Source organism: Pseudomonas sp. IAC-BECa141, from assembly GCF_020544405.1.
Lineage (GTDB): Bacteria > Pseudomonadota > Gammaproteobacteria > Pseudomonadales > Pseudomonadaceae > Aquipseudomonas.
In genome coordinates this window covers 6136521-6158649 of sequence record NZ_CP065410.1, presented here as the reverse complement: position 1 = coordinate 6158649, position 22129 = coordinate 6136521, and the positions used below count along the sequence as shown (strand labels likewise).

Sequence of the window (22129 nt, the reverse complement as noted above, 5' to 3'; positions counted from 1 at the left end):
CTTCTTTTTCAAGCGTCCGCTTCCCAGGTGATCTTATCGAAGCCCAAGAACGCTAGCCCCGAGAGCTTCCAGCGCTGTTTAGCGAACGTCTGATGAGGTTTATCCAATGTCTTCCCGACTTCCCGTGACCGTTTTGTCCGGCTTTCTCGGCGCCGGAAAAAGTACACTTTTGAATTACGTACTACGTAACAGAGACGATCTGCGCGTTGCCGTTATTGTCAACGATATGAGCGAGATCAATATCGATGGCAGCGAAGTCCAGCGTGATGTCAGCCTGAATCGTGCCGAAGAGAAGCTCGTGGAAATGAGCAACGGCTGTATCTGCTGTACGTTACGCGAAGACCTGCTTGAAGAGGTCAGCCAGCTGGCTCGTGAAGGCCGTTTCGATTACCTGCTGATCGAATCCACTGGAATCTCCGAGCCATTGCCAGTGGCCGAGACGTTCACCTTCCGCGATGAGCAGGGGCAAAGCCTTGCCGACATCGCTCGCCTCGACACTATGGTCACTGTAGTCGACGGCATGAATTTCCTGCCGGACTACCAGGCTGCTGAAAATCTCGCTTCCCGTGGCGAATTTCTCGGTGAAGAGGATGAGCGTTCGATCACCGATCTGCTGATCGAACAGATCGAGTTCGCCGACGTTCTGTTGATCAGCAAGATCGACCTGATCAGCAGTCGCGAGCGGGAGGAGCTGATGGCCATTCTCAGACGTCTCAACGCTCAGGCCGAGATCATCCCGATGGTCATGGGTGAAGTACCGCTGGAGAAAATTCTCAACACCGGTCGTTTCGACTTCGAAAAAGCTGCCCAGGCCCCAGGCTGGTTGCAGGAACTGCGTGGGAACCATGTGCCGGAAACCGAGGAGTACGGCATCGCATCCACAGCCTATCGGGCGCGTCGGCCCTTTCATCCACAGCGCTTTTTTGACTTCATCGATCGCCCTTGGGTAAACGGCAAACTGCTGCGCTCCAAAGGCTTCTTCTGGCTGGCCAGCAAACCCACCGACGCTGGCAGCTGGTCCCAGGCCGGAGGCCTGATGCGCCACGGTTTCGCCGGGCGCTGGTGGCGCTTTGTGCCGAAAGAACAGTGGCCGCAGGATCAGGAAAGTACAGCTGCAATCATGGAAAACTGGATCGCCAGCGTAGGCGATTGTCGCCAGGAGCTGGTGTTTATCGGGCAGAACATCGATTTCGCACAGCTGTCGTCGGAACTGGATGATTGCCTGCTGACCGATGCCGAAATGGCGCTCGGTACTCAAGGCTGGCGACAACTGCACGATCCCTTTGGCTCCTGGCACGACGAGGTGGCCTGATGCTCGCCCTGAAACCGCTGCCCGGCTGCACGCGTCATCAATCGTTCGGCCAGACCCCGCAGACGCTGGCGGACATTCTTGACGACGAGACCAACCTCGCGGTCTGGCAACGCCAGCTTCCGCTGCATATTTCCGAATTTGCGGACCTGTTACTTTCTCTGAACGAACCTTACGCAGAGGCGCTGTGCCTGGAATTGCCGGACGATGACGCAGAGCCGGATCTCACGGGACTGGCCAGCGGTTTTCGTGATCTGCAGGGTTACGAAGGGTTTATCGCCGACCTGAAATGGTTGATCAGTGCCTTCGCCTGCCTGTTGGGTGCACGGCGGATCGGTTTGCGTCTGCGGGTATTGGACAAGGCCATGTGTCCGCGTTTTCACGTCGATCATGTGCCGGTGCGATTGATTACGACGTATGCAGGTGTCGGCAGCGAATGGCTAAGGGAAGGGCAGATGGACCGTCGGCAACTTGGCCAACCGCAAGCCGAGCCGCAGGAAACGTCACGGATTCAGCAAATGAATCGGGGCGAGGTGGCATTGCTCAAAGGCGAAAAATGGCACGGCAACGAAGGTTTCGGGCTGATCCATCGCTCGCCGCAGCCGGCGCCGGGTGAGCGGCGGCTGATGCTGACCCTCGACTGGCTCGGCTAGCACCTCAGGGCTTGAGCCATTCCCCTTGGCTCTGAGCCTCGCAATAGGGCTGCAAATACGCCGCATCGGTGGCAACGCCGTAATAGTGGATATCCTGGCGATAAGGCATATTGGCGACTTGCGCGTTGCTGCACACGCCGAATGCGCCGGCGGGGCAATGGTCGACGTATTGAACTTCGACTTTCTGCCCGGCCAGGGTCGGCTGGCAGAAGCCGTCGTTGAAGAGTTTTTCCGGGATGTTGCGATTTTGCTGGCAGACTTTCACGTCAAGCCGCTCCGCCTGGCTGTGCACCACGCAGGCCTGTGCCAAAGCCTCGCCGGACATCAGCATCAACAGCAACGACCACCCCATCCACCGCATCTTCGACCTCCAGAAAACCTTGATCATGTTGCAGAACATTCCCACCCATGTCATCGCCGGCCCCTTGGGCGCGGGCAAGACCAGCCTGATCCGCCAGCTCATGGCTCAGCGACCGGCGGGCGAGCGCTGGGCGGTGCTGATCAATGAGTTCGGCCAGATCGGGCTCGACGCTGCGCTGTTGACCCGCGACGCCGATGGTATCGCACTGGGTGAAGTGGCCGGGGCTGTTTGTGTTGCGTGAACGGGGCGCCGTTCCAGATTGGTCTGGGGCGTTTGTTGCGCAAGGCGCGGCCGGATCGGTTGTTCATCGAGCCCTCGGGGCTCGGGCATCCGGCGCAGTTGCTGAACCAGCTGAACGAGGCGCCGTGGCAAGGCGTACTCGCCGTACAGCCTTGCGTGCTGGTACTGGACGCCAAGGCTCTCGCCGCAGGCAAACCGTTGCCGGACGCGCAGCAAGAGGCTTTGGCCAGTGCAGGCCTGCTGCTGTTGAACAAAGCGGAAAACCTCGACGAGACCACGCGCGAGCGAATCAGCCGACAGTTGCCGCCTGCCCGACTGATCTGGACGCAGCAGGCAATGTTGCCGCTCAGCGAATTGCCGGGTCTGGCGGTACAGGCGCAAGCAGGTGTGGATAAGTTGATCGTGCCCCAAGGGCTGGCGCAGATGCCGGCCATCTGGAGCGATCCGGCGTTGCCGATCTGTCTGAGTCAGGGGCAGGAAGGTGGCTGGAGTATCGGTTGGCGCTGGCATCCGAGCCAGGTATTCGATGTATCGGGGATTACCCAATGGCTGAAAAGTCTGAACTGGCGCCGGGCCAAACTGGTGATTCACAGCCCGGACGGCTGGCAGTCAGCCAATGTGCTGGACAATGCCGAGCTCAGCTGGCTGCCCAGTGAATGGCGCAAGGACTCCCGGATCGAGCTGATTTTCGACGAGCCACAAGCTGTCGGTGAATTACAGGCTGCGCTGGCTCAGTGCCGGCTTCAGACGAGCTGATTCAAGGCTTCCACTTGGTGTGTTCCTGACGCCATTGGCTCAGCTCGATCACTTCACCACGCGGCTTGGTCACTTCCACCACGGGCGGTGAGTCATCGAACGGCGCCGGGTAGGGCGCCAGCTCGATCTGGGCGCTGTGTGCTCCGAACTGGGTGATGGTGCCGTTGTGCCGGGTTTCGCCGGTCACGGTAAATTCGAAATTGTAGACCCGGGCCAGGCGTCGCCGGCCACTGGCGTCCTTGATCAGGCCGATCTTCTTCAGCGCCACGTTACCGTCGAGCAACTCGACGCCGACATTCACGCAATGCTGTTTGACCCGCTCCAGCGCCCGCTCGCGCAAGCCGTGGTTGTGCCAAAGCCACGCACCGGCGACGGCGAACAGCATCAGCACGAAAATGTTTTCCAGGGTGAGCATCAACACGAAACTCCAAATGATGGCGTCAGCTTAACTGCGTCGCCGGTCTGTCGTACAGGCTGCGTTTCGTCGCATACTGCGCGGCTTGAATTTCAATCGTTTTACGGAAAAACCCGAATGAAACGTACGCCTCATCTGCTCGCCATCCAGTCCCATGTGGTGTTCGGCCACGCCGGCAATAGCGCTGCGGTTTTTCCGATGCAGCGGGTCGGGGTGAATGTCTGGCCGCTCAATACCGTGCAGTTCTCCAACCACACCCAGTACGGCCAGTGGGCCGGAGAAGTGCTCGTGCCGCAGCGGATCCCCGAGCTGGTCGAAGGCATCGCCGCCATCGGTGAGTTGGGTAATTGCGACGCGGTGCTGTCCGGCTATCTCGGCAGTGCGGCGCAGGGCCGGGCGATTCTCAGTGGCATCGAGCGGATCAAAGCGGTTAACCCGAAAGCCCTTTACCTGTGCGACCCGGTGATGGGGCATCCGGAAAAGGGTTGCAGCGTTCCCGCCGAAGTCAGTGAGTTTTTGCTGGAAGAGGCCGCCGCCGTTGCGGATTTCATGTGTCCGAACCAGTTGGAGCTGGACAGCTTCGCCGGGCGCAAGCCGCAGTCGCTGTTCGATTGCCTGGCGATGGCGCGGGCGCTGCTGGCACGTGGGCCGAAAGCGGTGCTGGTCAAACATCTGGATTATCCAGGCAAGCCGGCGGATGGCTTTGAGATGCTGCTGGTGACGGCCGAGGGCAGCTGGCATCTGCGGCGTCCGCTGCTGGCGTTTCCGCGTCAGCCGGTGGGAGTGGGCGATCTCACGTCCGGCCTGTTCCTGGCGCGCGTGCTGCTCGGCGACAGTCTGGTGGCGGCGTTCGAATTCACCGCAGCGGCGGTGCATGAGGTGCTTCTGGAAACTCAGGCTTGCGCCAGTTACGAGTTGCAATTGGTGCGGGCGCAGGACCGGATTGCGCATCCTCGGGTGAAATTCGAGGCTACGCCGATCAGTCTCTGATCATTGCCGCGCTCGCGGACGGGGTCCGCGAGCGCGCTTTCAATCAGGCGTCGCCCTTGATTTCCTGATAGCGCTTTTCCAGCTCCTGACGGATCTGCCGGCGTTGCTGCGCCTGCATGTAGCGACGTTTGTCTTCGCTGTTCTGAGGTTGCAGCGGCGGTACGGCGGCGGGTTTGCGCTGATCGTCCACCGCAACCATGGTGAAGAAGCAGCTGTTGGTGTGGCGCACCGAGCGCTCGCGGATGTTTTCGGTCACCACTTTGATGCCGACTTCCATCGAGGTATTGCCGGTGTAGTTCACCGACGCCAGGAAGGTCACCAGTTCGCCGACGTGGATCGGCTCGCGGAAAATCACCTGATCCACCGACAGGGTCACCACGTAGCGGCCGGCATAGCGGCTGGCGCAGGCGTAGGCCACTTCGTCGAGGTATTTGAGCAGGGTGCCGCCGTGGACATTGCCAGAGAAGTTGGCCATGTCGGGGGTCATCAGTACCGTCATCGACAGCTGGGCGTTTCCGGGTTCCATAACGTTCTCACGGGTCAAGGCAGGGTTGCTGAAAGAAACACCTCTGCGGGTGCCTGGTCGCTTTTCAAAAGCACCGTTATCGGGACGCCAGGCAACTGGCCGCCGTCACGCCCGAATCGATCTGTTTCCATATATTGCACCGCCTTTCAGCCGGAAGTCGCGGTGTTACCCTGCAAAAGCGCCTCTCCAAGGGCGATTCCTACACCCAAAGCGGATTTTTACTCAGCTCGCCCAGACATTTCCCATGCCTGCGTGAGCCTCGTCATTCAAGGAGCCCACACCATGCATGCCATCAGCTTTATTCAGGATCTGGCGGTGATCATGTTGGTCGCAGGTGTGGTGACCGTTCTGTTTCACCGCTTCAAGCAGCCAGTAGTGCTCGGCTACATCGTCGCCGGCTTCATCATCGGCCCGCACACGCCGCCGTTCGGCCTGATCCACGACGAGGAAACCATCAAGACCCTCGCCGAGCTCGGGGTGATTTTCCTGATGTTCTGCCTGGGCCTGGAGTTCAGCCTGCGCAAGCTGTTCAAGGTCGGCGCCACGGCATTCATCGCGGCGTTCCTGGAAATTGTCCTGATGATCTGGATCGGCTACGAAATCGGCCGCTGGTTCGACTGGAACACCATGGATTCGCTGTTCCTCGGCGCAATCCTGGCGATTTCCTCGACCACCATCATCGTCAAGGCACTCAATGACCTGAAGATGAAAAACGAGCGCTTCGCGCAGCTGATCTTCGGCGTGCTGATCGTCGAGGACATTCTCGGCATCGGCATCATCGCCTTGCTGTCGAGCATTGCGGTCAGCGGTACGGTGAGTTCCGGTGAAGTGTTTTCCACAGTGGGCAAGCTCTCGCTGTTCATGATCGTCGCGTTGGTCGTCGGCATCCTGTTGGTGCCACGACTGTTGGCCTACGTGGCGAAGTTCGAAAGCAACGAGATGCTGCTGATCACCGTGCTGGGCCTGTGTTTCGGCTTCTGCCTGCTGGTGGTCAAGCTCGAGTACAGCATGGTGCTCGGGGCGTTCCTGATCGGCGCAATCATGGCCGAGTCGCGGCAACTGCTGAAAATCGAGCGCCTGATCGAGCCGGTTCGCGACCTGTTCAGTGCGATCTTCTTCGTCGCCATCGGCCTGATGCTCGACCCGATGATTCTTCTGCAATATGCGTGGCCGATCGCGGTCATCACGGTAGCCGTGGTGCTGGGCAAGATGCTGTCCTGCGGCCTCGGTGCCTTTATCGCCGGTAATGACGGACGCACCTCACTGCGCGTCGGGATGGGGCTTTCGCAGATTGGCGAATTCTCCTTCATCATCGCGGCGCTGGGGATGACGCTGCAGGTCACCAGCAACTTCCTTTATCCGGTGGCCGTGGCGGTTTCGGTGATTACCACGTTGCTGACGCCGTACCTGATCCGGGCTGCCGATCCGCTGTCGATAAAGCTGTCCGCCGCCATGCCGCAGCGTCTTGGGCGGGTGTTCGGGATGTATGGCGAATGGCTGCGCAGTATTCAGCCGCAGGGTGAGGGCGCGATGCTGGCCTCGATGATCCGGCGAATCCTGCTGCAGGTCGGGGTCAATCTGGCGCTGGTGATCGCGATCTTCTTTGCCGGCGCTTTCTTTGCCGGGCGCCTCTCGATCTGGATGCAGGACTGGATCAGCGATCCGAGTTGGCAAAAGGCGTTGATCTGGGGCGGGGCATTGCTGGTGTCGTTGCCGTTCCTGATCGCGGCCTATCGCAAGCTCAAGGCGCTGTCGATGCTGCTGGCGGAGATGGGCGTGAAGCCGGAGATGGCGGGGCGTCACACACAGCGAGTACGCCGGGTAATCGCCGAAGTGATCCCGATCATCTCGCTGCTGGTGATTTTCCTGCTGCTGGCAGCCTTGTCGGCCAGTATCTTGCCGACCAACAAGTTGCTGGTCTTGGTCGCCGTGGTCGCGGCCGCCGTGGCGGCGCTGCTCTGGCGCTGGTTCATCCGGGTGCACACGCGGATGCAGGTGGCCTTGCTGGAAACCCTCGACAACCACAAGGAGTCGTCGGGGCATTGACCTCCCAGGGTGAGGGGCGTTTCAGCTTTCCAGCCAGACGTCCCGCGCCCAGTGCCAGACCGATTCCCAGGACTCTTCGGTGATCAGTTCTTCTTCGCCGGACCACAGCACCACGGTGCCGTCTTCTTCGACGCAGTAGTAGTCGTCACCGTCCTGGCAGATCGGGATCAGGTCACGCGGCACGCCGGCATCCCAGGCATTGGCGGCTACGTCCGGCAGGTAGGTATGGGATTGCGGGTCAGTGACGGTCACCGGCTCCAGGCTGCCGTAAACCACGTCGCTGACGGTCAGCAGAAACTCTTTGAAGACGAACGGGATGTTGATGAAGAGCTCTTCTTCGATTTCCACCAACTGGTCTTCGTCAGGCAACTCCAGGGGAACCGGTACGGGTTCGTTGGCTTCGCGCAGTTGTTCGATGATTTCTTCCACGTCCGGGATCCTCTTGCTTGAATGGCGCGGTTCATATGGGCCGGTTTATACAGTAGCTCGCTACAGATGCAACCGCGAAATAGAAAACCCCGGCCGAGGCCGGGGTTTTCATTACTGCGCGTAAACGTCGGAGGTGATCAGCCGTTCTGGCGGATACCGGCGACCAGCCAAGGCTGGTTGTCGCCCTGTGGACGTTCCATGTTCCAGCTTTCGCTGAACACTTCGCCCTGCTGATCGAAACGCGAGGTCTTCGACACGCCGTTGAAGGTTAGGGTAGCGATGGTCTTGTCCGCGCGGTCATCCACGCCATCCAGTTGTACCTGGAGGTTGTCGATGTAGGTGGACTGGAACGCGTCGCCCAGCTCCGCGCGCTCGCGCTTGAGGAACTCGAGCATTTGCGGGGTCACGAACTCGGCGATCTTGTCCATCTCGTTGGCGTCCCAGTGCTGCTGCAGCGCCTGGAAGTGGCTGCGGGCGGCTTCAAGGAAGCGCTGTTCGTTGAACCAGGCCGGTGCGTTGATCACCGGACGGGCGGCAGCAGGCGCGGCCGAACCACCGAAGATCGAACCCATGGCTGCTGGCTTCTGTTCGAACACTTCACGCTGCATCGGCGCGCCGGCCGGAGCGAACTGCTCCTGCTGCTTGCGGCGACGGGCGGCGATGAAGCGGAAGATCACGAACGCGATCACGGCCATGATCAGGATGTCGAAGAACTGCATGCCTTCGAAGCCGCCGCCCATGAACATGGAAGCGAGCAGGCCACCGGCCGCGATGCCCGCCAGAGGGCCGAGCCATTTCGAAGCACCGCCGGCCTTGGCCGCAGCGCCCGCGGCACCGGCAGCACCAGCGGTCGCCGCAGCGCCGCCCATGCCTGGAGAAGAAGGAGCCATCTGGCTGGTCTGGTGCGTCGGCGCAGCGCCGGCGCTTTTGCCACCACCAAAGCGCTTGGCGTTGGCGTCGAGGCTCATCGTCAGGCCGATGCACAACGCCATGGCGATGCTAAGAAAACGTTTCATAAAGGGAATTCCCGTTTGTGGAGACACGCGCGCCATGTTGCACAGCTGAAGTGTTACTGGCTAGCGAGAGAGTGTTTCGGGCTTTTGCCTGACAGGTTACGTTCAGCTCGGTCGGGGCAATAAGGCCATGTACTTTTGTCTGTAGGAAAAGGAGATAGGTTCAGCAGGAAATGGATCAACGCCGCAAGGCCAGCATCACCACTCCGGCGGTGATCAGGCCGATGCCGCTCCATTGTCGCAGGTCGAGTTTCTCACCCAGCAGGATCACACCGAGCACCGCCACGAAGACCACGCTGAGCTTGTCCACCGGCGCGACCAGCGACGCCGGGCCGACTTTCAACGCCCGGAAGTAGCACAGCCACGAAGCACCGGTGCCCAGGCCCGACAACAACAGAAACAGGTAGCTCTTGGCGGAGATCGATCCCAAGGACTGATATTGGCCCGTGACGTACAAAATCAAGGCCAGGCTGATCAATACGACGATTGTGCGCAGGAGGGTGGCAAAGTCGGAGTTGACGTTTTCGATGCCGATCTTGGCGAAGATGGCTGTCAGCGCGGCAAAAGTGGCCGAGAGCAGGGCCCAGAATGTCCAGGAGGAAAAAAATCCCGAGCCCATGGATGTTGCCTCCAGTGTCCGTTCCCGTGCTCAGCGCGGGAACGGACGTTGACTTATATGGCTTCCAGCTTCGCGTACCCGAGCATCAGCCACTTGCTGCCTTCGGCGAAGTTAACCTGCACCCGGGCCTGGGCGCCGGCGCCTTCGAAGTTGAGGATCACGCCGTCGCCGAAGATCGAGTGACGCACAGCCTGGCCAAGGCTCAGGCCGGTTTCCGGAATCTCGCTACCGCTGAACAGGTTGCTGCTGCCCATCGACGGGTTGCCGCCGAACGGTCGGCTGACGCTGTTCGAAAGGCGTACTTCCTGAATCAGGCCTTTCGGTACTTCCCGTACGAAACGCGACACCTTGTTGTAGGTTTCGCTGCCGTACAGGCGTCGGGTTTCAGCATAGGTCATCACCAGGTTTTGCATCGCCCGGGTAATGCCGACATAGGCCAGACGCCGCTCTTCCTCAAGGCGTCCAGGTTCTTCCAGGCTCATCTTGTGCGGGAACAGGCCTTCTTCCATGCCCACCAGGAATACGTAAGGGAATTCCAGGCCCTTGGCGCTGTGCAGGGTCATCAACTGAATGCTGTCTTCGTGTTCGTCGGCCTGAGTGTCGCCGGCTTCCAGCGAAGCGTGGCCGAGGAACGCGGCCAGTGGCGTCAGCTCTTCGTCTTCTTCAGTGTTCTCGAAGTTGCGCGCGGCGCTGACCAGTTCCTCAAGGTTTTCTACCCGGGCCTGGCCTTTCTCGCCTTTTTCCGCTTCGTGGTAGGCGATCAAACCGGACTGCTCGATGACGGTCTGGGTCATCAGGTGCAACGGCATCTCGGCGCACTTGGCGGCGAGGTTTTCGATCAGCTCGATAAACGCGCCCAGCGCACCGGCAGCGCGACCGGTCAGGCCTTTGTTGGCCACCAGCTGGCGCATGGCTTCCCACATCGACACATCGCTGTGGCGTGCATGGTCACGGATCGCCTCGACGGTTTTCTCGCCGATGCCACGAGCCGGGACGTTGATCACCCGCTCCAGAGCCGCATCGTTGCCACGACCTTCCAGCAAGCGCAGGTAAGCCATGGCGTTCTTGATTTCCGCCCGTTCGAAGAAGCGCTGGCCGCCATAGATGCGGTACGGAATGCGTTCACGCAGCAACGCCTCTTCCAGAACGCGCGATTGGGCGTTTGAGCGGTAGAGAATCGCGATATCGCTGCGCGCCAGGCCGGTTTTCAGCGCACTTTCGATGGTTTCGACCACGTAGCGCGCTTCATCGTGTTCGTTGAACGCGGCGTAGAGGTTGATCGCTTCGCCATCGCCGCCGTCTGTCCACAGCTCTTTGCCGAGACGTCCGGTGTTGTTGGCGATCAGGGCGTTGGCGGCCTTGAGGATGCCGGCCGTAGAGCGGTAGTTCTGCTCCAGACGGATGGTCACCGAGTCCGGGAAGTCCGAAGAGTACTGGTGGATGTTCTCGATTTTCGCGCCGCGCCAGCCGTAGATCGACTGATCGTCGTCGCCGACCACCATCAGGCTGTCGCCACCCTTGCCCAGCAGACGCAACCAGGCGTACTGCACGGCGTTGGTGTCCTGGAATTCGTCCACCAGAATGTGTCGGAAACGCTTCTGGTAGTGCGCCAGCAGGCCCGGGTGATCGCGCCACAGGTCGAGGGCGCGAAGCAGCAGTTCGGAGAAATCGATGACACCGGCACGCTGACACGCTGCCTCGTACGCTTCATAAATGCCGCGCATGGTCGCCAGGAACAGATCGCCGCTGGCCTGAATGTGTTGCGGACGCAGACCTTCGTCTTTCTGCCCGTTGATGAACCACTGGGCCTGACGGGCCGGCCAGCGTTGCTCGTCCAGCCCCAGCTCGCGGATCACCCGCTTGACCAGTCGTTGCTGGTCGTCGCTGTCGAGAATCTGGAAAGTCTGGCTCAGCCCGGCTTCCTGCCAGTGCGCCCGCAGCAAGCGGTGCGCCAGGCCGTGGAAGGTGCCGACCCACATGCCGGCCGGGTTGATGCCCAGCAATTGCTCGATGCGGTGACGCATCTCGGCAGCGGCCTTGTTGGTGAAGGTCACCGACAGAATCGAGTGCGGCGAGGCGTTTTCGACCTGGATCAACCAGGCGATACGGTGCACCAGCACTCGGGTTTTGCCGGAGCCGGCACCGGCCAGGACCAATTGACGACCAACGGGAGCCGCTACGGCCTGCCGTTGGGCATCGTTGAGGGAGTTCAGCAGAAGGGAGAGATCATCGCGCATCGGGGCATTCTAGGGTGCGCCGCAGGCCCGGGCAAACCGAGCTTTGCATTAGCCGATGAAAGTGCTGTCGATGACGACCGGTCGGTCACCGGCTACAGGCGTTGACCCGCCTGGCGTCGGGGCTTTGGAGGGGGACGAGCGGTGGAAAAGTTTCGGTGAAATTATGATCTGGGGCAGTTTGGCAAGTGGTTCGGCTTGTGTATGCTCCGTCCACGTTTCCGGGCGCATGCTCACACTTATAAGAACAAGAACGTTGCCTATGACCCTCAGCTTCGACCTGTCGGGCCCCTCCGTGGAGCCTCGGGCGATCCGCAAGCTTTACGCCACCCAGATGGCGGTCGAGCGCACGCGCCTTCTTTATCAGGGTTCGCTGTTGCCCACCCTGTTCATGTTGATCAATGGTCTGGTCTGCGCCGGTCTGCTCTGGAGTCCGCAGCGTTATTTCGTGGTCAGCGTCTGGCTGGTGTGGCTGTTGTCGCTGGTGGCCCTGCGAGTGATTCAGGTCGCCGCGTTCGACTCGGCGATCCCTGATCGTCAGGCCCAGCCGATCTGGGGGCGGATGTTCCTGCTCGGCTCGACCATGACCGGCCTGACCCTGGCCGGCGCCGGCATCGCCCTGGTGCCCGCCGACAATTTCATGCAGCAGGCCTGGGTATTCGGCCTGATCGGCGCCGCGACCCTGTCGGCCAGCGTGGCCTACGCCGTGAGCATTCCGGCGTTTCTTTCCTTTACCTTGCCGTGCCTGTTGCCGGCCATCGGCTACCTGTTCTGGGGCGGTGACGAACTGGCGCGCGGCTGGGGCTGGCTCGGGCTGATCCTGCTCGGGTCGCTGAGCGTGGTGGCGTGGCAGGTCAACCGGCTGATCGATCGTGGTTTGCTGCGGCGTTTCCAGAACCAGCGCCTGATCGAGCACCTGCAACAAGCGCAAACCCGCAGCGAACAGCTCAATCTGGAACTGGCGAAGGAAATCGAACACCGGCGTTGCGCCGAGGGCAAGCTGCGTGAAGCTCAGGTCGAGCTGGAAGACCGGGTCGCTCAGCGCAGCCGGGAGCTGGACGTCGCCAACCAGGCGCTGAGCAAGAGCGAGGCGCGCCTGGCGCTGGCGTTGAAGGCCAGTGAGCTGGGACTGTGGGACTGGAACCTGCAGACCGACGAAGTTCACCACACGCAAATCCAGGAACTGTTCGGTCTGGATCCGGAATACGTCACCGGACTGCTCAGGCATCTGCGGCCGCGCCTGCATCCGGAGGATGTGCCACCACTCAAGCGGGCGTTGATCGAGCACTTGAAGGGCCACACCGAGGATTATCAGATCGAATACCGCGTGCGCCATGGCGACGGTCACTGGGTCTGGATCGAAGACCGTGGCCGGGCAGTGGAGCGCGACGAGGACGGCCGGGTCATCCGCATGGTCGGCACCCGCCGCGACATCAGCGTCAGCAAAAGCCTGGAAGCCCAGCAGCAACTGGCGGCGACGGTGTTCGAGGCCGCCAGCGAAGGCATCGTGATCCTCGACCCGAATTATTCGCTGATCGCCGTCAATCAGGCTTTCAGCCGGGTCACCGGTTACGACATCGACGACATGCTCGGGCGCAATGTCGTTGAGTTGCCGTGCAGTCGCGATGCCCGCAGGCATTACGTCGCGATCCGCCACGCGCTGGAGCAGCACGGCAGCTGGCAGGGTGAACTGGTGGAAACCCGCAAGAACGGCGAGCTCTATCCGCAGTGGCTGCAATTGAACGCCGTGCGCGACAGTCGGGGAAGTGTGAGCCATATCGTCGGCTTCTTCGCCGATCTGTCGGCGCGCCGCGAATCCGAGGAGCGCATGCGCTACCTGACCCACTACGACGAACTCACCGGTCTGGCCAACCGCTCGCTGTTCCGCGAACGCCTGCACGAAGCCCATCAGCGCGTGCGGCAGGGCGGGCGCCGGAGTCTGGCGTTGCTGCACATCAATCTGGATCGCTTCAAGCTGCTCAACGACAGTCTCGGCCATGAGATTGCTGACCAATTGCTGCAAAAGATGTCCCGTCGTCTGGTCAGTGCTCTGCCGGAGGCCGACACCATTGCCCGGTTGTCCGGTGATGAGTTCGCGGTACTGTTCGATGCCTACGGCAACCTGTCGAGCCTGGCGCGGGTCGCCACGCGACTGTCGACCAAGCTGCGTTTGCCGTTGACTGTGGAAGGACATGAACTGGTGGTCAGCGCCTCGATGGGCATCAGCATGCTGCCGGACAATGCGCGGGAGATTTCCGCGCTGGTCAGCCAGTCGAACATGGCCATGCAGCATGCCAAGCACCTGGGCGGCAACAATTTCCAGTTCTACACCGACAGTCTGCAGGCCAGCACGCTGGAGCGTTTGCAGCTGGAAAACCAGCTGCGCAAAGCCATCGAAGACAAGCAGCTCAACGTCTTTTATCAACCGAAACTGTGCCTGGCGACCGGTCGTCTCAATGCGGCAGAGGCGCTGGTACGTTGGGACCACCCGACCTTGGGCCGGGTGCCGCCGGGGGACTTCATCGGTCTGGCCGAAGAGACAGGGCTGATCGGGCCGATCGGCGAGTTTGTACTGCGTCAGGCCTGCTGGCAGGCGTGCGAATGGCAGCGTCAGGGACTGGCGCCGATCCGGGTATCGGTAAACCTGTCGGTGCATCAGCTGCGTCAGGGCAAACTGGTCAGTCTGGTGCGTCAGGTGCTGGAGGAAACCGGCCTGGCGCCGCACTACCTCGAACTGGAGCTGACCGAAAGTCAGTTGCTCGACAGCGTCGAATACATCATCGCCGCGTTCCAGCAGTTGCGGGATCTGGGAGTGAAACTGGCCATCGACGATTTTGGCACCGGCTATTCATCGCTGAGCTATCTGAAACGGATTCCGGTGGACTACGTGAAGATCGATCAGGCCTTTATTCGCGGGTTGGGCGAGGGCAGCGAAGACGCAGCGATCACCCGGGCGATCATTGCGATGGCTCATGGGTTGTCACTGAAAGTTGTCGCCGAAGGTGTCGAGCGATCCGAGCAGTTGGCATATCTGAAAGCTGAAGGTTGCGACGAAGTGCAGGGTTATCTGATCAGCCGTCCGGTGGAGGCGGTCGGCCTTGCCGCGTTGCTGCGTGAACAGGAAAAACCGCTGTAAGGGCTACATACAGCGCATGTCGCCTGATCCGGGGGTATCGAGTTACGCATTGAGCAGGCAAAAAGCCGATTCATGTAGTATAACTACAAGCTTGCTACATCCCTGGCATCTGGCCACAGCACATCTTTCCATAACAAGAGTCCAGCCCCTTGAATCTGCTGCAACACATCGCCCAGTCACGTCACCTGTTACGCAAGTCGGAGCTCAAGGTCGCCGACCACGTGCTGCTTGACCCTGCGGCAGTGATGCACAGTTCCATGGCCGACCTGGCCCACAGCGTCGGCATCAGCGAGCCGACCATCGTGCGCTTCTGCCGGGCCATCGGCTGTTCCGGTTTCCAGGATCTGAAACTCAAGCTCGCGCAAAGCCTCGCGGCCGGCGCCAGCTTCGGTCAGTTCGCGATCCATGAAGACGACTCTGTCGCCGACTACAGCCTGAAGATTTTCGACACCACGTTGCACACGCTGATGGAGGTTCGCGAGAAGCTCGATCCTCTGGAGCTGCAACGGGCGGTGACGCTGATGTCCCAGGCCCAGCGCGTCGAGTTCTACGGCTTTGGTGCGTCAGGCGCGGTAGCGGCGGATGCGCAGCACAAGTTCTTCCGTCTGCTGCTGACGGCGGCGGCGTATTCCGACCCGCACATGCAGGCAATGTCGGCGGTGACACTGAAGCCCACCGACGTGGCGATCTGCATTTCCCAGTCCGGCCGTTCCAAAGACCTGCTGATCACCGCCAACCTCGTTCGCGAGAGTGGTGCGTCGCTGATCACCTTGTGCCCGAGCCAGACACCGCTGGCCGAGCTGTCGACCGTCAACCTGGCGATCGATGTTCACGAAGACACCGAAATCTATACCCCGCTGACCTCGCGTATCGCTCATCTGGTGGTGATCGACGTACTGGCGATGGGCGTGGCCATGGCGCGCGGGCCGAGCCTGGTCAACCACCTCAAGAGCGTCAAGCGCAGTCTGCGCAGCCTGCGGCTGTCGCCAAAGTCGGTGAAAGCACTGGATGACTGACGTCATCGCAAGGTCGTTCCGACCTTGATCGCGAGCAAGCTCGCTCCCACATTTGATTTCGATATGACACAGAATTTGTGTACGTAAAACATCCCTTGTGGGAGCGAGCTTGCTCGCGATGGCGGCCTCAAAAACGCCATCGCCATTTGCAAGTTCATCGCACTGTCATCCCCCGCAGCCAAATCGTCATCCACCGCGCCTATCGTGAAACTCCCGTACTCGCCTTGGGAGACTCGAAATGGCTCAGCCCTACGAAGAACGCAACAGCGCCGCGAAAACCCGTCGTCAGCAGGAAGACCAGCGCCGCATGGAATTTCGCCGCGCCATCGAAGATCGCTTCGAACTTCGCCAGCTTCAGAGCGAAATCAGCGATTTTCCCGAGGACATCGAACTCAACTACTGGCAGGCACCGCCAGCAGCTTCCCGTCGAAGCGCTCAACCAGCGCGCTGATTTGCACCCGTTCGCTGCGGATAAACGCCAGGAAGGCGTGGGCCACCGGTGACAGCCGTTTGGCTTTGGCTTGCACCAGGCACCAACTGCGAAACAGCGGCAATTCTTCGACCGGAAGCTCCACCAGGCCGCCGGTCGCCAGCTCCAGGTTCAGGGCGTGGCGCGTCAACAGCGCCAGGCCCAGACCCGCCACCACGCATTCACGCTGGGCTTCGGCCGACGCCACTTCCTGGGTCTGGGTGAAGTGCACGCGCTTCTCCTTGAAATACTCTTCGCAGGCCAGTCGCGTACCCGAGCCGGGTTCGCGGATCAGCAAGGTGTAAGGTTCCAGATCCTGCAAGCGCAGCGGGCCCATGTGCGCCAGCGGATGATCCGGGCGTGCCACGGCGACGATCGGGTTGTTGAGGAACGGCAGAAATTCCAGGCCCATGTCCTGCGGCACCATCGACATGATCACCAGATCGTCGCGGTTGTCGGAGAGGCGGCGGATCACCTGGCCACGGTTGACCACCGTCAGTTGCAGGTTCACTTCCGGATGCTGGCGCTTGAACGCTGCGAACAGGTGCGGCACGAAGTATTTGGCGCTCGATTCCACCGCCAGTTTCAACTGGCCCTGCAGTGAGCCCTGCATGTCCGACAGCTGCATGTCGAGGTTTTCCAGTCGGCCGAAGATGTCCCGGCTGGCACGCTGGAGTGCTTCGGCCGCTTCGGTCATGTAGAGTTTTTTGCCGACGTAATCGAACAATGGTTGGCCGATCAGCTCTTCAAGCTGACGAATCTGTAGGCTGACGGCCGGTTGTGTGAGCGACATTTCGTCGGCAGCGCGGCTGTAGGAGCGCAAATCACACACTTCGTTGAAGATCTGCAATTGACGCAATGTCATACGCATCAAGGACTTACGCATTTTCTACCGACTCTGGCCGTTGGCTGATGCGCTGACTATAAGTCTTTACTTATGCCTGACCCAATTTTTATTCATTTTTGTTAATCCCTTGGCAGCGCTAGTGTGGAGCCGAGACCAGATTGAAACATTTGGTCACGTGCCGACCTGGGTCTAGCAGGTCGTGGTGCCACCGGCTCAAGGGAACCTCCAAGTGATAACAAAGATCCTGATCGCCAACCGTGGTGAGATTGCCGTACGAATCGTGCGTGCCTGCGCCGAGATGGGCATCCGCTCGGTCGCGATCTATTCCGACGCCGACCGGCACGCCTTGCATGTGAAGCGTGCGGACGAGGCCCACAGCATTGGTGCCGAGCCGCTGGCCGGTTACCTGAATCCGCGCAAGCTGGTGAACCTGGCCGTGGAAACCGGCTGCGATGCGTTGCACCCCGGCTACGGTTTTCTCTCGGAAAACGCTGAGCTGGCAGACATCTGCGCCGAACGCGGCATCAAATTCATCGGTCCGGCGGCGGAAGTCATCCGCCGCATGGGCGACAAGACCGAAGCGCGCCGCAGCATGATCAAGGCTGGCGTGCCGGTCACGCCGGGCACCGAAGGCAACGTCTCGGGCATCGAGGAAGCGTTGAGCGAGGGCGACCGCATTGGTTACCCGGTGATGCTCAAGGCCACTTCCGGTGGTGGCGGGCGCGGTATCCGTCGCTGCAACAGCCGAGAAGAACTCGAACAGAACTTCCCTCGCGTCATTTCCGAAGCCACCAAGGCCTTCGGTTCGGCGGAAGTGTTCCTGGAAAAGTGCATCGTCAATCCCAAGCACATCGAAGCGCAGATCCTCGGCGACAGCTTCGGCAACGTCGTGCATCTGTTCGAACGTGACTGCTCGATCCAGCGCCGCAACCAGAAGCTGATCGAAATCGCCCCGAGCCCGCAGCTGACCCCGGAACAGCGCGCCTACATCGGCGACCTGTCGGTGCGCGCAGCCAAGGCCGTGGGTTACGAGAACGCCGGCACCGTGGAGTTCCTGCTCGCCGAGGGCGAGGTGTACTTCATGGAGATGAACACCCGGGTGCAGGTGGAACACACCATTACCGAAGAAATCACCGGGATCGACATCGTTCGCGAACAAATCCGCATCGCTTCCGGCCTGCCGCTGTCGGTGAAGCAGGAAGACATTCAGCATCGCGGTTTTGCCCTGCAGTTCCGGATCAACGCCGAGGACCCGAAAAACAACTTCCTGCCGAGCTTCGGCAAGATCACGCGCTACTACGCCCCCGGCGGCCCTGGCGTGCGCACCGACACGGCAATCTACACCGGCTACACCATCCCGCCGTTCTACGACTCGATGTGCCTGAAACTGGTGGTCTGGGCACTGACCTGGGAAGAGGCGATGGATCGTGGCCTGCGCGCCCTCGACGACATGCGTCTGCAAGGCGTGAAAACCACCGCCGCGTACTACCAGGAAATCCTGCGCAACCCGGAATTCCGTAGCGGCCAGTTCAATACCAGCTTCGTCGAAAGCCACCCTGAACTGACCAACTACTCGATCAAGCGCAAACCCGAAGAGCTGGCCCTGGCCATCGCCGCCGCCATCGCCGCCCACGCAGGCCTGTGAGGAATACAAGAATGAGCAAGAAAATCTTTGTCACCGATACCATCCTGCGCGACGCTCACCAATCGCTGCTCGCCACCCGCATGCGCACCGAAGACATGCTGCCGATCTGCGACAAGCTCGACAAGGTCGGCTACTGGTCGCTGGAATGCTGGGGCGGCGCGACCTTCGACGCCTGCGTGCGCTTCCTGAAAGAAGACCCGTGGGAGCGTCTGCGCCAGCTGCGTGCGGCGCTGCCCAACACTCGTCTTCAGATGCTTCTGCGCGGGCAGAACCTGCTGGGCTACCGCCACTACAGCGATGACGTGGTCAAGGCGTTCGTTGCCAAGGCCGCGGTCAACGGCATCGACGTGTTCCGCATCTTCGACGCGATGAACGACGTGCGTAACCTGCGCGTGGCGATCGAAGCGGTGAAAGCTGCCGGCAAGCACGCTCAGGGCACCATCGCCTACACCACCAGCCCGGTGCACACCATCGACGCGTTCGTCGCTCAGGCCAAGCAAATGGAAGCCATGGGTTGCGACTCGGTGGCAATCAAGGACATGGCCGGTCTGCTGACCCCGTATGCGACCGGTGAACTGGTGCGTGCACTGAAAGCCGAACAGTCGCTGCCAGTGTTCATCCACTCCCACGACACCGCCGGCCTGGCCGCGATGTGCCAACTCAAGGCCATTGAAAACGGTGCCGACCACATCGACACCGCGATCTCCAGCTTCGCTTCGGGCACCAGCCACCCTGGGACTGAATCGATGGTTGCTGCGCTCAAAGGAACCGAGTTCGATACCGGTCTGAACCTGGAGCTGCTGCAAGAGATCGGCCTGTACTTCTATGCCGTGCGCAAGAAGTACCACCAGTTCGAAAGCGAATTCACTGCCGTCGACACCCGCGTTCAAGTCAATCAGGTGCCGGGCGGGATGATTTCCAACCTGGCCAACCAGTTGAAAGAGCAGGGCGCTCTGAACCGCATGGGCGAAGTGCTGGCAGAGATTCCGCGCGTGCGTGAAGACCTCGGCTTCCCGCCGCTGGTGACCCCGACTTCGCAGATCGTCGGCACCCAGGCGTTCTTCAACGTGCTGGCCGGCGAGCGCTACAAGACCATCACCAACGAGGTGAAGCTCTACCTGCAAGGCGGCTACGGCAAGGCGCCGGGCACCGTGAACGAGAAGCTGCGTCGCCAGGCCATCGGCAGCGAAGAGGTGATCGACGTACGTCCGGCCGATCTGCTCAAGCCGGAGATGACCAAGCTGCGCGCCGATATCGGCGCTCTGGCTACATCCGAAGAAGACGTGCTGACCTTCGCCATGTTTCCGGACATCGGCCGCAAGTTCCTCGAAGAGCGTGCCGCCGGCACCCTCACCCCGGAAGTGCTGCTGCCGATCCCGGAAGCGGGCAAGGTGGCTTCGGCCGGCGGCGAAGGTGTACCGACCGAGTTCGTCATCGACGTCCACGGCGAAACCTATCGCGTGGACATCACCGGTGTCGGCGTCAAGGCTGAAGGCAAGCGTCACTTCTACCTGTCCATCGATGGCATGCCGGAAGAGGTGGTGTTCGAACCGCTCAACGAATTCGTCGGCGGCGGCAGCAGCAAGCGCAAGCAGGCTTCGGCACCGGGCCACGTCAGCACCACCATGCCGGGCAATATCGTCGATGTGCTGGTCAAGGAAGGCGACACCGTCAAGGCGGGCCAGGCCGTGCTGATCACCGAAGCGATGAAGATGGAGACCGAAGTCCAGGCCGCGATTGCCGGCAAGGTCACCGCCATCCATGTTGCCAAGGGCGACCGGGTGAATCCGGGCGAAATCCTGATCGAGATCGAAGGCTGAGATAACGGCCTCGATACAACGCTTTAAACCTCGGGGGGCATGTGCTCCCCTTTTTTTTGCTTTTCAGGCACTGCCGCAAGGTGCGGCAGCGCCTGACCGGAACTCAGAACGCCATTCGCCACTGGCCCGAAATGCCGTGGTTGCGGCTGTCGGTACCGATCTCACCCGACAAGCCAACACCGAGTGTGTGGTTGGACGAGACGGCCAGATCAAGACCGGTGTCGAGCGTCAGGCTGTTGCGATCCAGCTCTGCGCCGTAAACGGTGTAGTCATGGCCGCCGGTGACCAGACGTTGCCGGGTGCTGGTATAGGTCTCGCCGTACACGTGTTTCCACCCCGCGCTGAATCGTGGCGTGAGGCGCATGCCGTTATCCAGCGTGCTGACTTTCGCCATGCGCAGGCCGACGGTGGTGTTGAAGTTGCCTTGGGATTGAGCGTGAACCTTGAGCGCCGCCGCTCCGCCTTTCTCTGTGTAGCCGTCACGCTGGTAGCGTTGGTAGCCGAGGCCGACAAACGGTTCGATGCTGACGTTGGCCCTCCCCAGGTTGTATCCCGACTCGATGAACGCTTGTTGGGTACTGGCCTGGTAGTTGCCTTTGAGTCGGTCATGGAAGCGGCCGAACGCGACTTCGCGACGGGTGTTGCCTTCATGGTTGCTCCAGGCTGCGCCGAGTCGAAGTGATAGCGGGCCGGTCTGGCGCAAGGCGTAGGCACCGAGGTGCCAACTGTCGAGATCGCCGTCCAGCTCCTTGCTGTCGATGCGCGTGTCGGAGGTGCCGCCCATCAAGCCCAGGTGCCATGTTTCATCGAGGCGCCAGTCGGCGCCGAGCAGCAGCCCTTTGGTGGAGTGCTGCATCGGTTCAAATTCGCGATCGAGTTTCCCGCTGTGACCGATGGCTTGCAGCCACACCCTGCCGGTGTCTGCGTTGCCGGCCACATGGCGTGGTGAGTTTCCCGTCGAGTCGTGGGCATTGTCGAGTTGATGCATGGCCGACAGCAGGCTGGCGCTGACCGGCGTGACGCTGCTCAGGGTCGCATTGGCGAGTTTGGCATTGCTGCCGCCCGCCAGTTGAAAGTAGGCGAGGGTGGCCGTGTATTCGTCGGCAGCGAGCAGGGCGTCGATGGCTGCGTTGCCTGAAGTGGACACCTCTTTGGATTCGGGGGTTGCTGGCGCTTCGCTCAGAACGGGTTGTGCTGGAGGCGTTGGTTTTTCAATGCTTGCTTCAAGTGCACTGCCGCTCTTTGTAGTGGCGACTCTCTTGGCGTGGAGGTCATCGGCTGCATGAAGTGGCGCGGTTGGAGTCTCAGTGCTGGTAGGGAGGGCTTGCGGTGGTGGAGCAATCTTTTCCTCACTCACTGTTTCTGCCATGAGAAGCGGAGCAGGTTTCACCTTAGGAGGTGTGCGCGGGCTCCTGGTTTTCACCTCTTTCGCGACGGGCGCGTCCGGCTCCGGCTGCTCCGCTAGAGAAAATTCCACGCAACCGACTGCCAGCGCAACCGCCAGGACAAGATGTTGGAGCTTGTATTTGCATTGAATGGGCATTCAGTTCGTCTCATGTGAAAAGAGAACAAACTGTAAAAGTCGGTGCCAATGCGCCGATGCCG

At 60.9% G+C, this 22129-nt stretch carries 18 protein-coding genes and 1 pseudogene; 10 read left to right on the top strand and 9 right to left on the bottom strand.

The window, feature by feature from the left end:
- Positions 1–106: 106 nt before the first annotated feature.
- On the top strand, positions 107–1312 hold the full coding sequence (gene zigA / locus I5961_RS28300) for a zinc metallochaperone GTPase ZigA (RefSeq protein ID WP_227233967.1): 1206 nt from the start codon (positions 107–109) through the stop codon (positions 1310–1312).
- Positions 1312–1962 carry a DUF1826 domain-containing protein gene (locus I5961_RS28295; RefSeq protein ID WP_227233965.1) on the top strand — a complete coding sequence of 217 codons (651 nt, stop codon included), beginning with the start codon at positions 1312–1314 and terminating at the stop codon, positions 1960–1962. The genes zigA and I5961_RS28295 overlap by 1 nt, the downstream gene beginning before the upstream one ends.
- A gap of 4 nt (positions 1963–1966) precedes the next feature.
- Here I5961_RS28295 and I5961_RS28290 read toward each other — a convergent pair whose 3' ends face one another.
- Positions 1967–2323 carry an NADH:ubiquinone oxidoreductase gene (locus tag I5961_RS28290; protein ID WP_227233964.1) on the bottom strand — a complete coding sequence of 119 codons (357 nt, stop codon included), beginning with the start codon at positions 2321–2323 and terminating at the stop codon, positions 1967–1969.
- Between the two features lie 25 nt (positions 2324–2348).
- On the opposite strand from I5961_RS28290, the pseudogene I5961_RS28285 reads away from it, so the two are divergent.
- Positions 2349–3319: pseudogene (locus I5961_RS28285) on the top strand (CobW family GTP-binding protein).
- A gap of 1 nt (position 3320) precedes the next feature.
- Here the strand turns inward: I5961_RS28285 and I5961_RS28280 are convergent.
- Entirely contained in the window at positions 3321–3734 is a 414-nt protein-coding gene (locus I5961_RS28280) for a DUF3301 domain-containing protein (protein WP_085696709.1), read from the bottom strand.
- Between the two features lie 117 nt (positions 3735–3851).
- Between I5961_RS28280 and pdxY the strand changes: the two genes are divergently transcribed.
- The gene (gene pdxY / locus I5961_RS28275) at positions 3852–4724 is read left to right on the top strand and encodes a pyridoxal kinase PdxY (RefSeq protein WP_085696711.1); all 873 of its coding nucleotides are present in this window, start codon (positions 3852–3854) and stop codon (positions 4722–4724) included.
- Positions 4725–4767: 43 nt separating this feature from the next.
- Here the strand turns inward: pdxY and I5961_RS28270 are convergent, their stop codons facing one another.
- Positions 4768–5250 carry an acyl-CoA thioesterase gene (locus I5961_RS28270; protein ID WP_003229693.1) on the bottom strand — a complete coding sequence of 161 codons (483 nt, stop codon included), beginning with the start codon at positions 5248–5250 and terminating at the stop codon, positions 4768–4770.
- Between the two features lie 282 nt (positions 5251–5532).
- Here I5961_RS28270 and I5961_RS28265 point away from each other — a divergent pair, with 282 nt between their 5' ends.
- A complete protein-coding gene (locus I5961_RS28265) occupies positions 5533–7296 on the top strand; it encodes a cation:proton antiporter (RefSeq protein WP_085696713.1) in 1764 nt (587 codons plus the stop codon).
- 21 nt (positions 7297–7317) lie between these two features.
- On the opposite strand, the gene I5961_RS28260 is transcribed toward I5961_RS28265, so the two are convergent.
- The 4 genes from I5961_RS28260 to uvrD form a co-directional block, all read right to left on the bottom strand.
- On the bottom strand, positions 7318–7725 hold the full coding sequence (locus tag I5961_RS28260) for an SMI1/KNR4 family protein (RefSeq protein ID WP_007954245.1): 408 nt from the start codon (positions 7723–7725) through the stop codon (positions 7318–7320).
- 137 nt (positions 7726–7862) lie between these two features.
- On the bottom strand, positions 7863–8741 hold the full coding sequence (locus I5961_RS28255; protein WP_085686042.1) for a Tim44 domain-containing protein: 879 nt from the start codon (positions 8739–8741) through the stop codon (positions 7863–7865).
- Between the two features lie 175 nt (positions 8742–8916).
- Positions 8917–9357: an EamA family transporter gene (locus tag I5961_RS28250; protein ID WP_085702277.1), complete on the bottom strand. Its 441-nt coding sequence runs from the start codon at positions 9355–9357 to the stop codon at positions 8917–8919.
- Between the two features lie 53 nt (positions 9358–9410).
- Positions 9411–11594: a DNA helicase II gene (uvrD, locus tag I5961_RS28245; RefSeq protein ID WP_227233962.1), complete on the bottom strand. Its 2184-nt coding sequence runs from the start codon at positions 11592–11594 to the stop codon at positions 9411–9413.
- A 259-nt stretch (positions 11595–11853) separates the two neighbouring features.
- On the opposite strand from uvrD, the gene I5961_RS28240 reads away from it, so the two are divergent.
- The 3 genes from I5961_RS28240 (at position 11854) to I5961_RS28230 (ending at position 16194) form a co-directional block, all read left to right on the top strand.
- Positions 11854–14727 (top strand): putative bifunctional diguanylate cyclase/phosphodiesterase, encoded by a 2874-nt coding sequence (locus tag I5961_RS28240; RefSeq protein WP_227233961.1) that lies wholly within the window; start codon positions 11854–11856, stop codon positions 14725–14727.
- A 149-nt stretch (positions 14728–14876) separates the two neighbouring features.
- Positions 14877–15743, top strand: coding sequence for a transcriptional regulator HexR (gene hexR / locus I5961_RS28235; protein WP_007954250.1), 867 nt, complete (start codon positions 14877–14879; stop codon positions 15741–15743).
- A 238-nt stretch (positions 15744–15981) separates the two neighbouring features.
- Positions 15982–16194 carry a PA3496 family putative envelope integrity protein gene (locus I5961_RS28230; protein WP_227233959.1) on the top strand — a complete coding sequence of 71 codons (213 nt, stop codon included), beginning with the start codon at positions 15982–15984 and terminating at the stop codon, positions 16192–16194.
- On the opposite strand, the gene I5961_RS28225 is transcribed toward I5961_RS28230, so the two are convergent.
- Positions 16136–17098 carry a LysR family transcriptional regulator gene (locus tag I5961_RS28225; RefSeq protein WP_227233958.1) on the bottom strand — a complete coding sequence of 321 codons (963 nt, stop codon included), beginning with the start codon at positions 17096–17098 and terminating at the stop codon, positions 16136–16138. The genes I5961_RS28230 and I5961_RS28225 overlap by 59 nt on opposite strands.
- Before the next feature lie 190 nt (positions 17099–17288).
- Between I5961_RS28225 and I5961_RS28220 the strand changes: the two genes are divergently transcribed.
- Positions 17289–18704 carry an acetyl-CoA carboxylase biotin carboxylase subunit gene (locus tag I5961_RS28220; RefSeq protein WP_085696723.1) on the top strand — a complete coding sequence of 472 codons (1416 nt, stop codon included), beginning with the start codon at positions 17289–17291 and terminating at the stop codon, positions 18702–18704.
- An 11-nt stretch (positions 18705–18715) separates the two neighbouring features.
- Positions 18716–20524 (top strand): sodium-extruding oxaloacetate decarboxylase subunit alpha, encoded by a 1809-nt coding sequence (gene oadA / locus I5961_RS28215; RefSeq protein ID WP_085696724.1) that lies wholly within the window; start codon positions 18716–18718, stop codon positions 20522–20524.
- A gap of 103 nt (positions 20525–20627) precedes the next feature.
- On the opposite strand, the gene I5961_RS28210 is transcribed toward oadA, so the two are convergent.
- Positions 20628–21671 (bottom strand): autotransporter domain-containing protein, encoded by a 1044-nt coding sequence (locus tag I5961_RS28210; protein ID WP_413541585.1) that lies wholly within the window; start codon positions 21669–21671, stop codon positions 20628–20630.
- Between the last annotated feature and the right edge of the window lie 458 nt (positions 21672–22129).

Coding starts and splice junctions, on each gene's coding strand:
- zigA (WP_227233967.1), top strand. CDS start 107: ATGTCTTCCCGACTTCCCGTGACCGTTTTGTCCGGCTTTCTCGGCGCC.
- I5961_RS28295 (WP_227233965.1), top strand. CDS start 1,312: ATGCTCGCCCTGAAACCGCTGCCCGGCTGCACGCGTCATCAATCGTTC.
- I5961_RS28290 (WP_227233964.1), bottom strand. CDS start 2,323: ATGCGGTGGATGGGGTGGTCGTTGCTGTTGATGCTGATGTCCGGCGAG.
- I5961_RS28280 (WP_085696709.1), bottom strand. CDS start 3,734: ATGCTCACCCTGGAAAACATTTTCGTGCTGATGCTGTTCGCCGTCGCC.
- pdxY (WP_085696711.1), top strand. CDS start 3,852: ATGAAACGTACGCCTCATCTGCTCGCCATCCAGTCCCATGTGGTGTTC.
- I5961_RS28270 (WP_003229693.1), bottom strand. CDS start 5,250: ATGGAACCCGGAAACGCCCAGCTGTCGATGACGGTACTGATGACCCCC.
- I5961_RS28265 (WP_085696713.1), top strand. CDS start 5,533: ATGCATGCCATCAGCTTTATTCAGGATCTGGCGGTGATCATGTTGGTC.
- I5961_RS28255 (WP_085686042.1), bottom strand. CDS start 8,741: ATGAAACGTTTTCTTAGCATCGCCATGGCGTTGTGCATCGGCCTGACG.
- I5961_RS28250 (WP_085702277.1), bottom strand. CDS start 9,357: ATGGGCTCGGGATTTTTTTCCTCCTGGACATTCTGGGCCCTGCTCTCG.
- uvrD (WP_227233962.1), bottom strand. CDS start 11,594: ATGCGCGATGATCTCTCCCTTCTGCTGAACTCCCTCAACGATGCCCAA.
- I5961_RS28240 (WP_227233961.1), top strand. CDS start 11,854: ATGACCCTCAGCTTCGACCTGTCGGGCCCCTCCGTGGAGCCTCGGGCG.
- I5961_RS28230 (WP_227233959.1), top strand. CDS start 15,982: ATGGCTCAGCCCTACGAAGAACGCAACAGCGCCGCGAAAACCCGTCGT.
- I5961_RS28225 (WP_227233958.1), bottom strand. CDS start 17,098: ATGCGTAAGTCCTTGATGCGTATGACATTGCGTCAATTGCAGATCTTC.
- oadA (WP_085696724.1), top strand. CDS start 18,716: ATGAGCAAGAAAATCTTTGTCACCGATACCATCCTGCGCGACGCTCAC.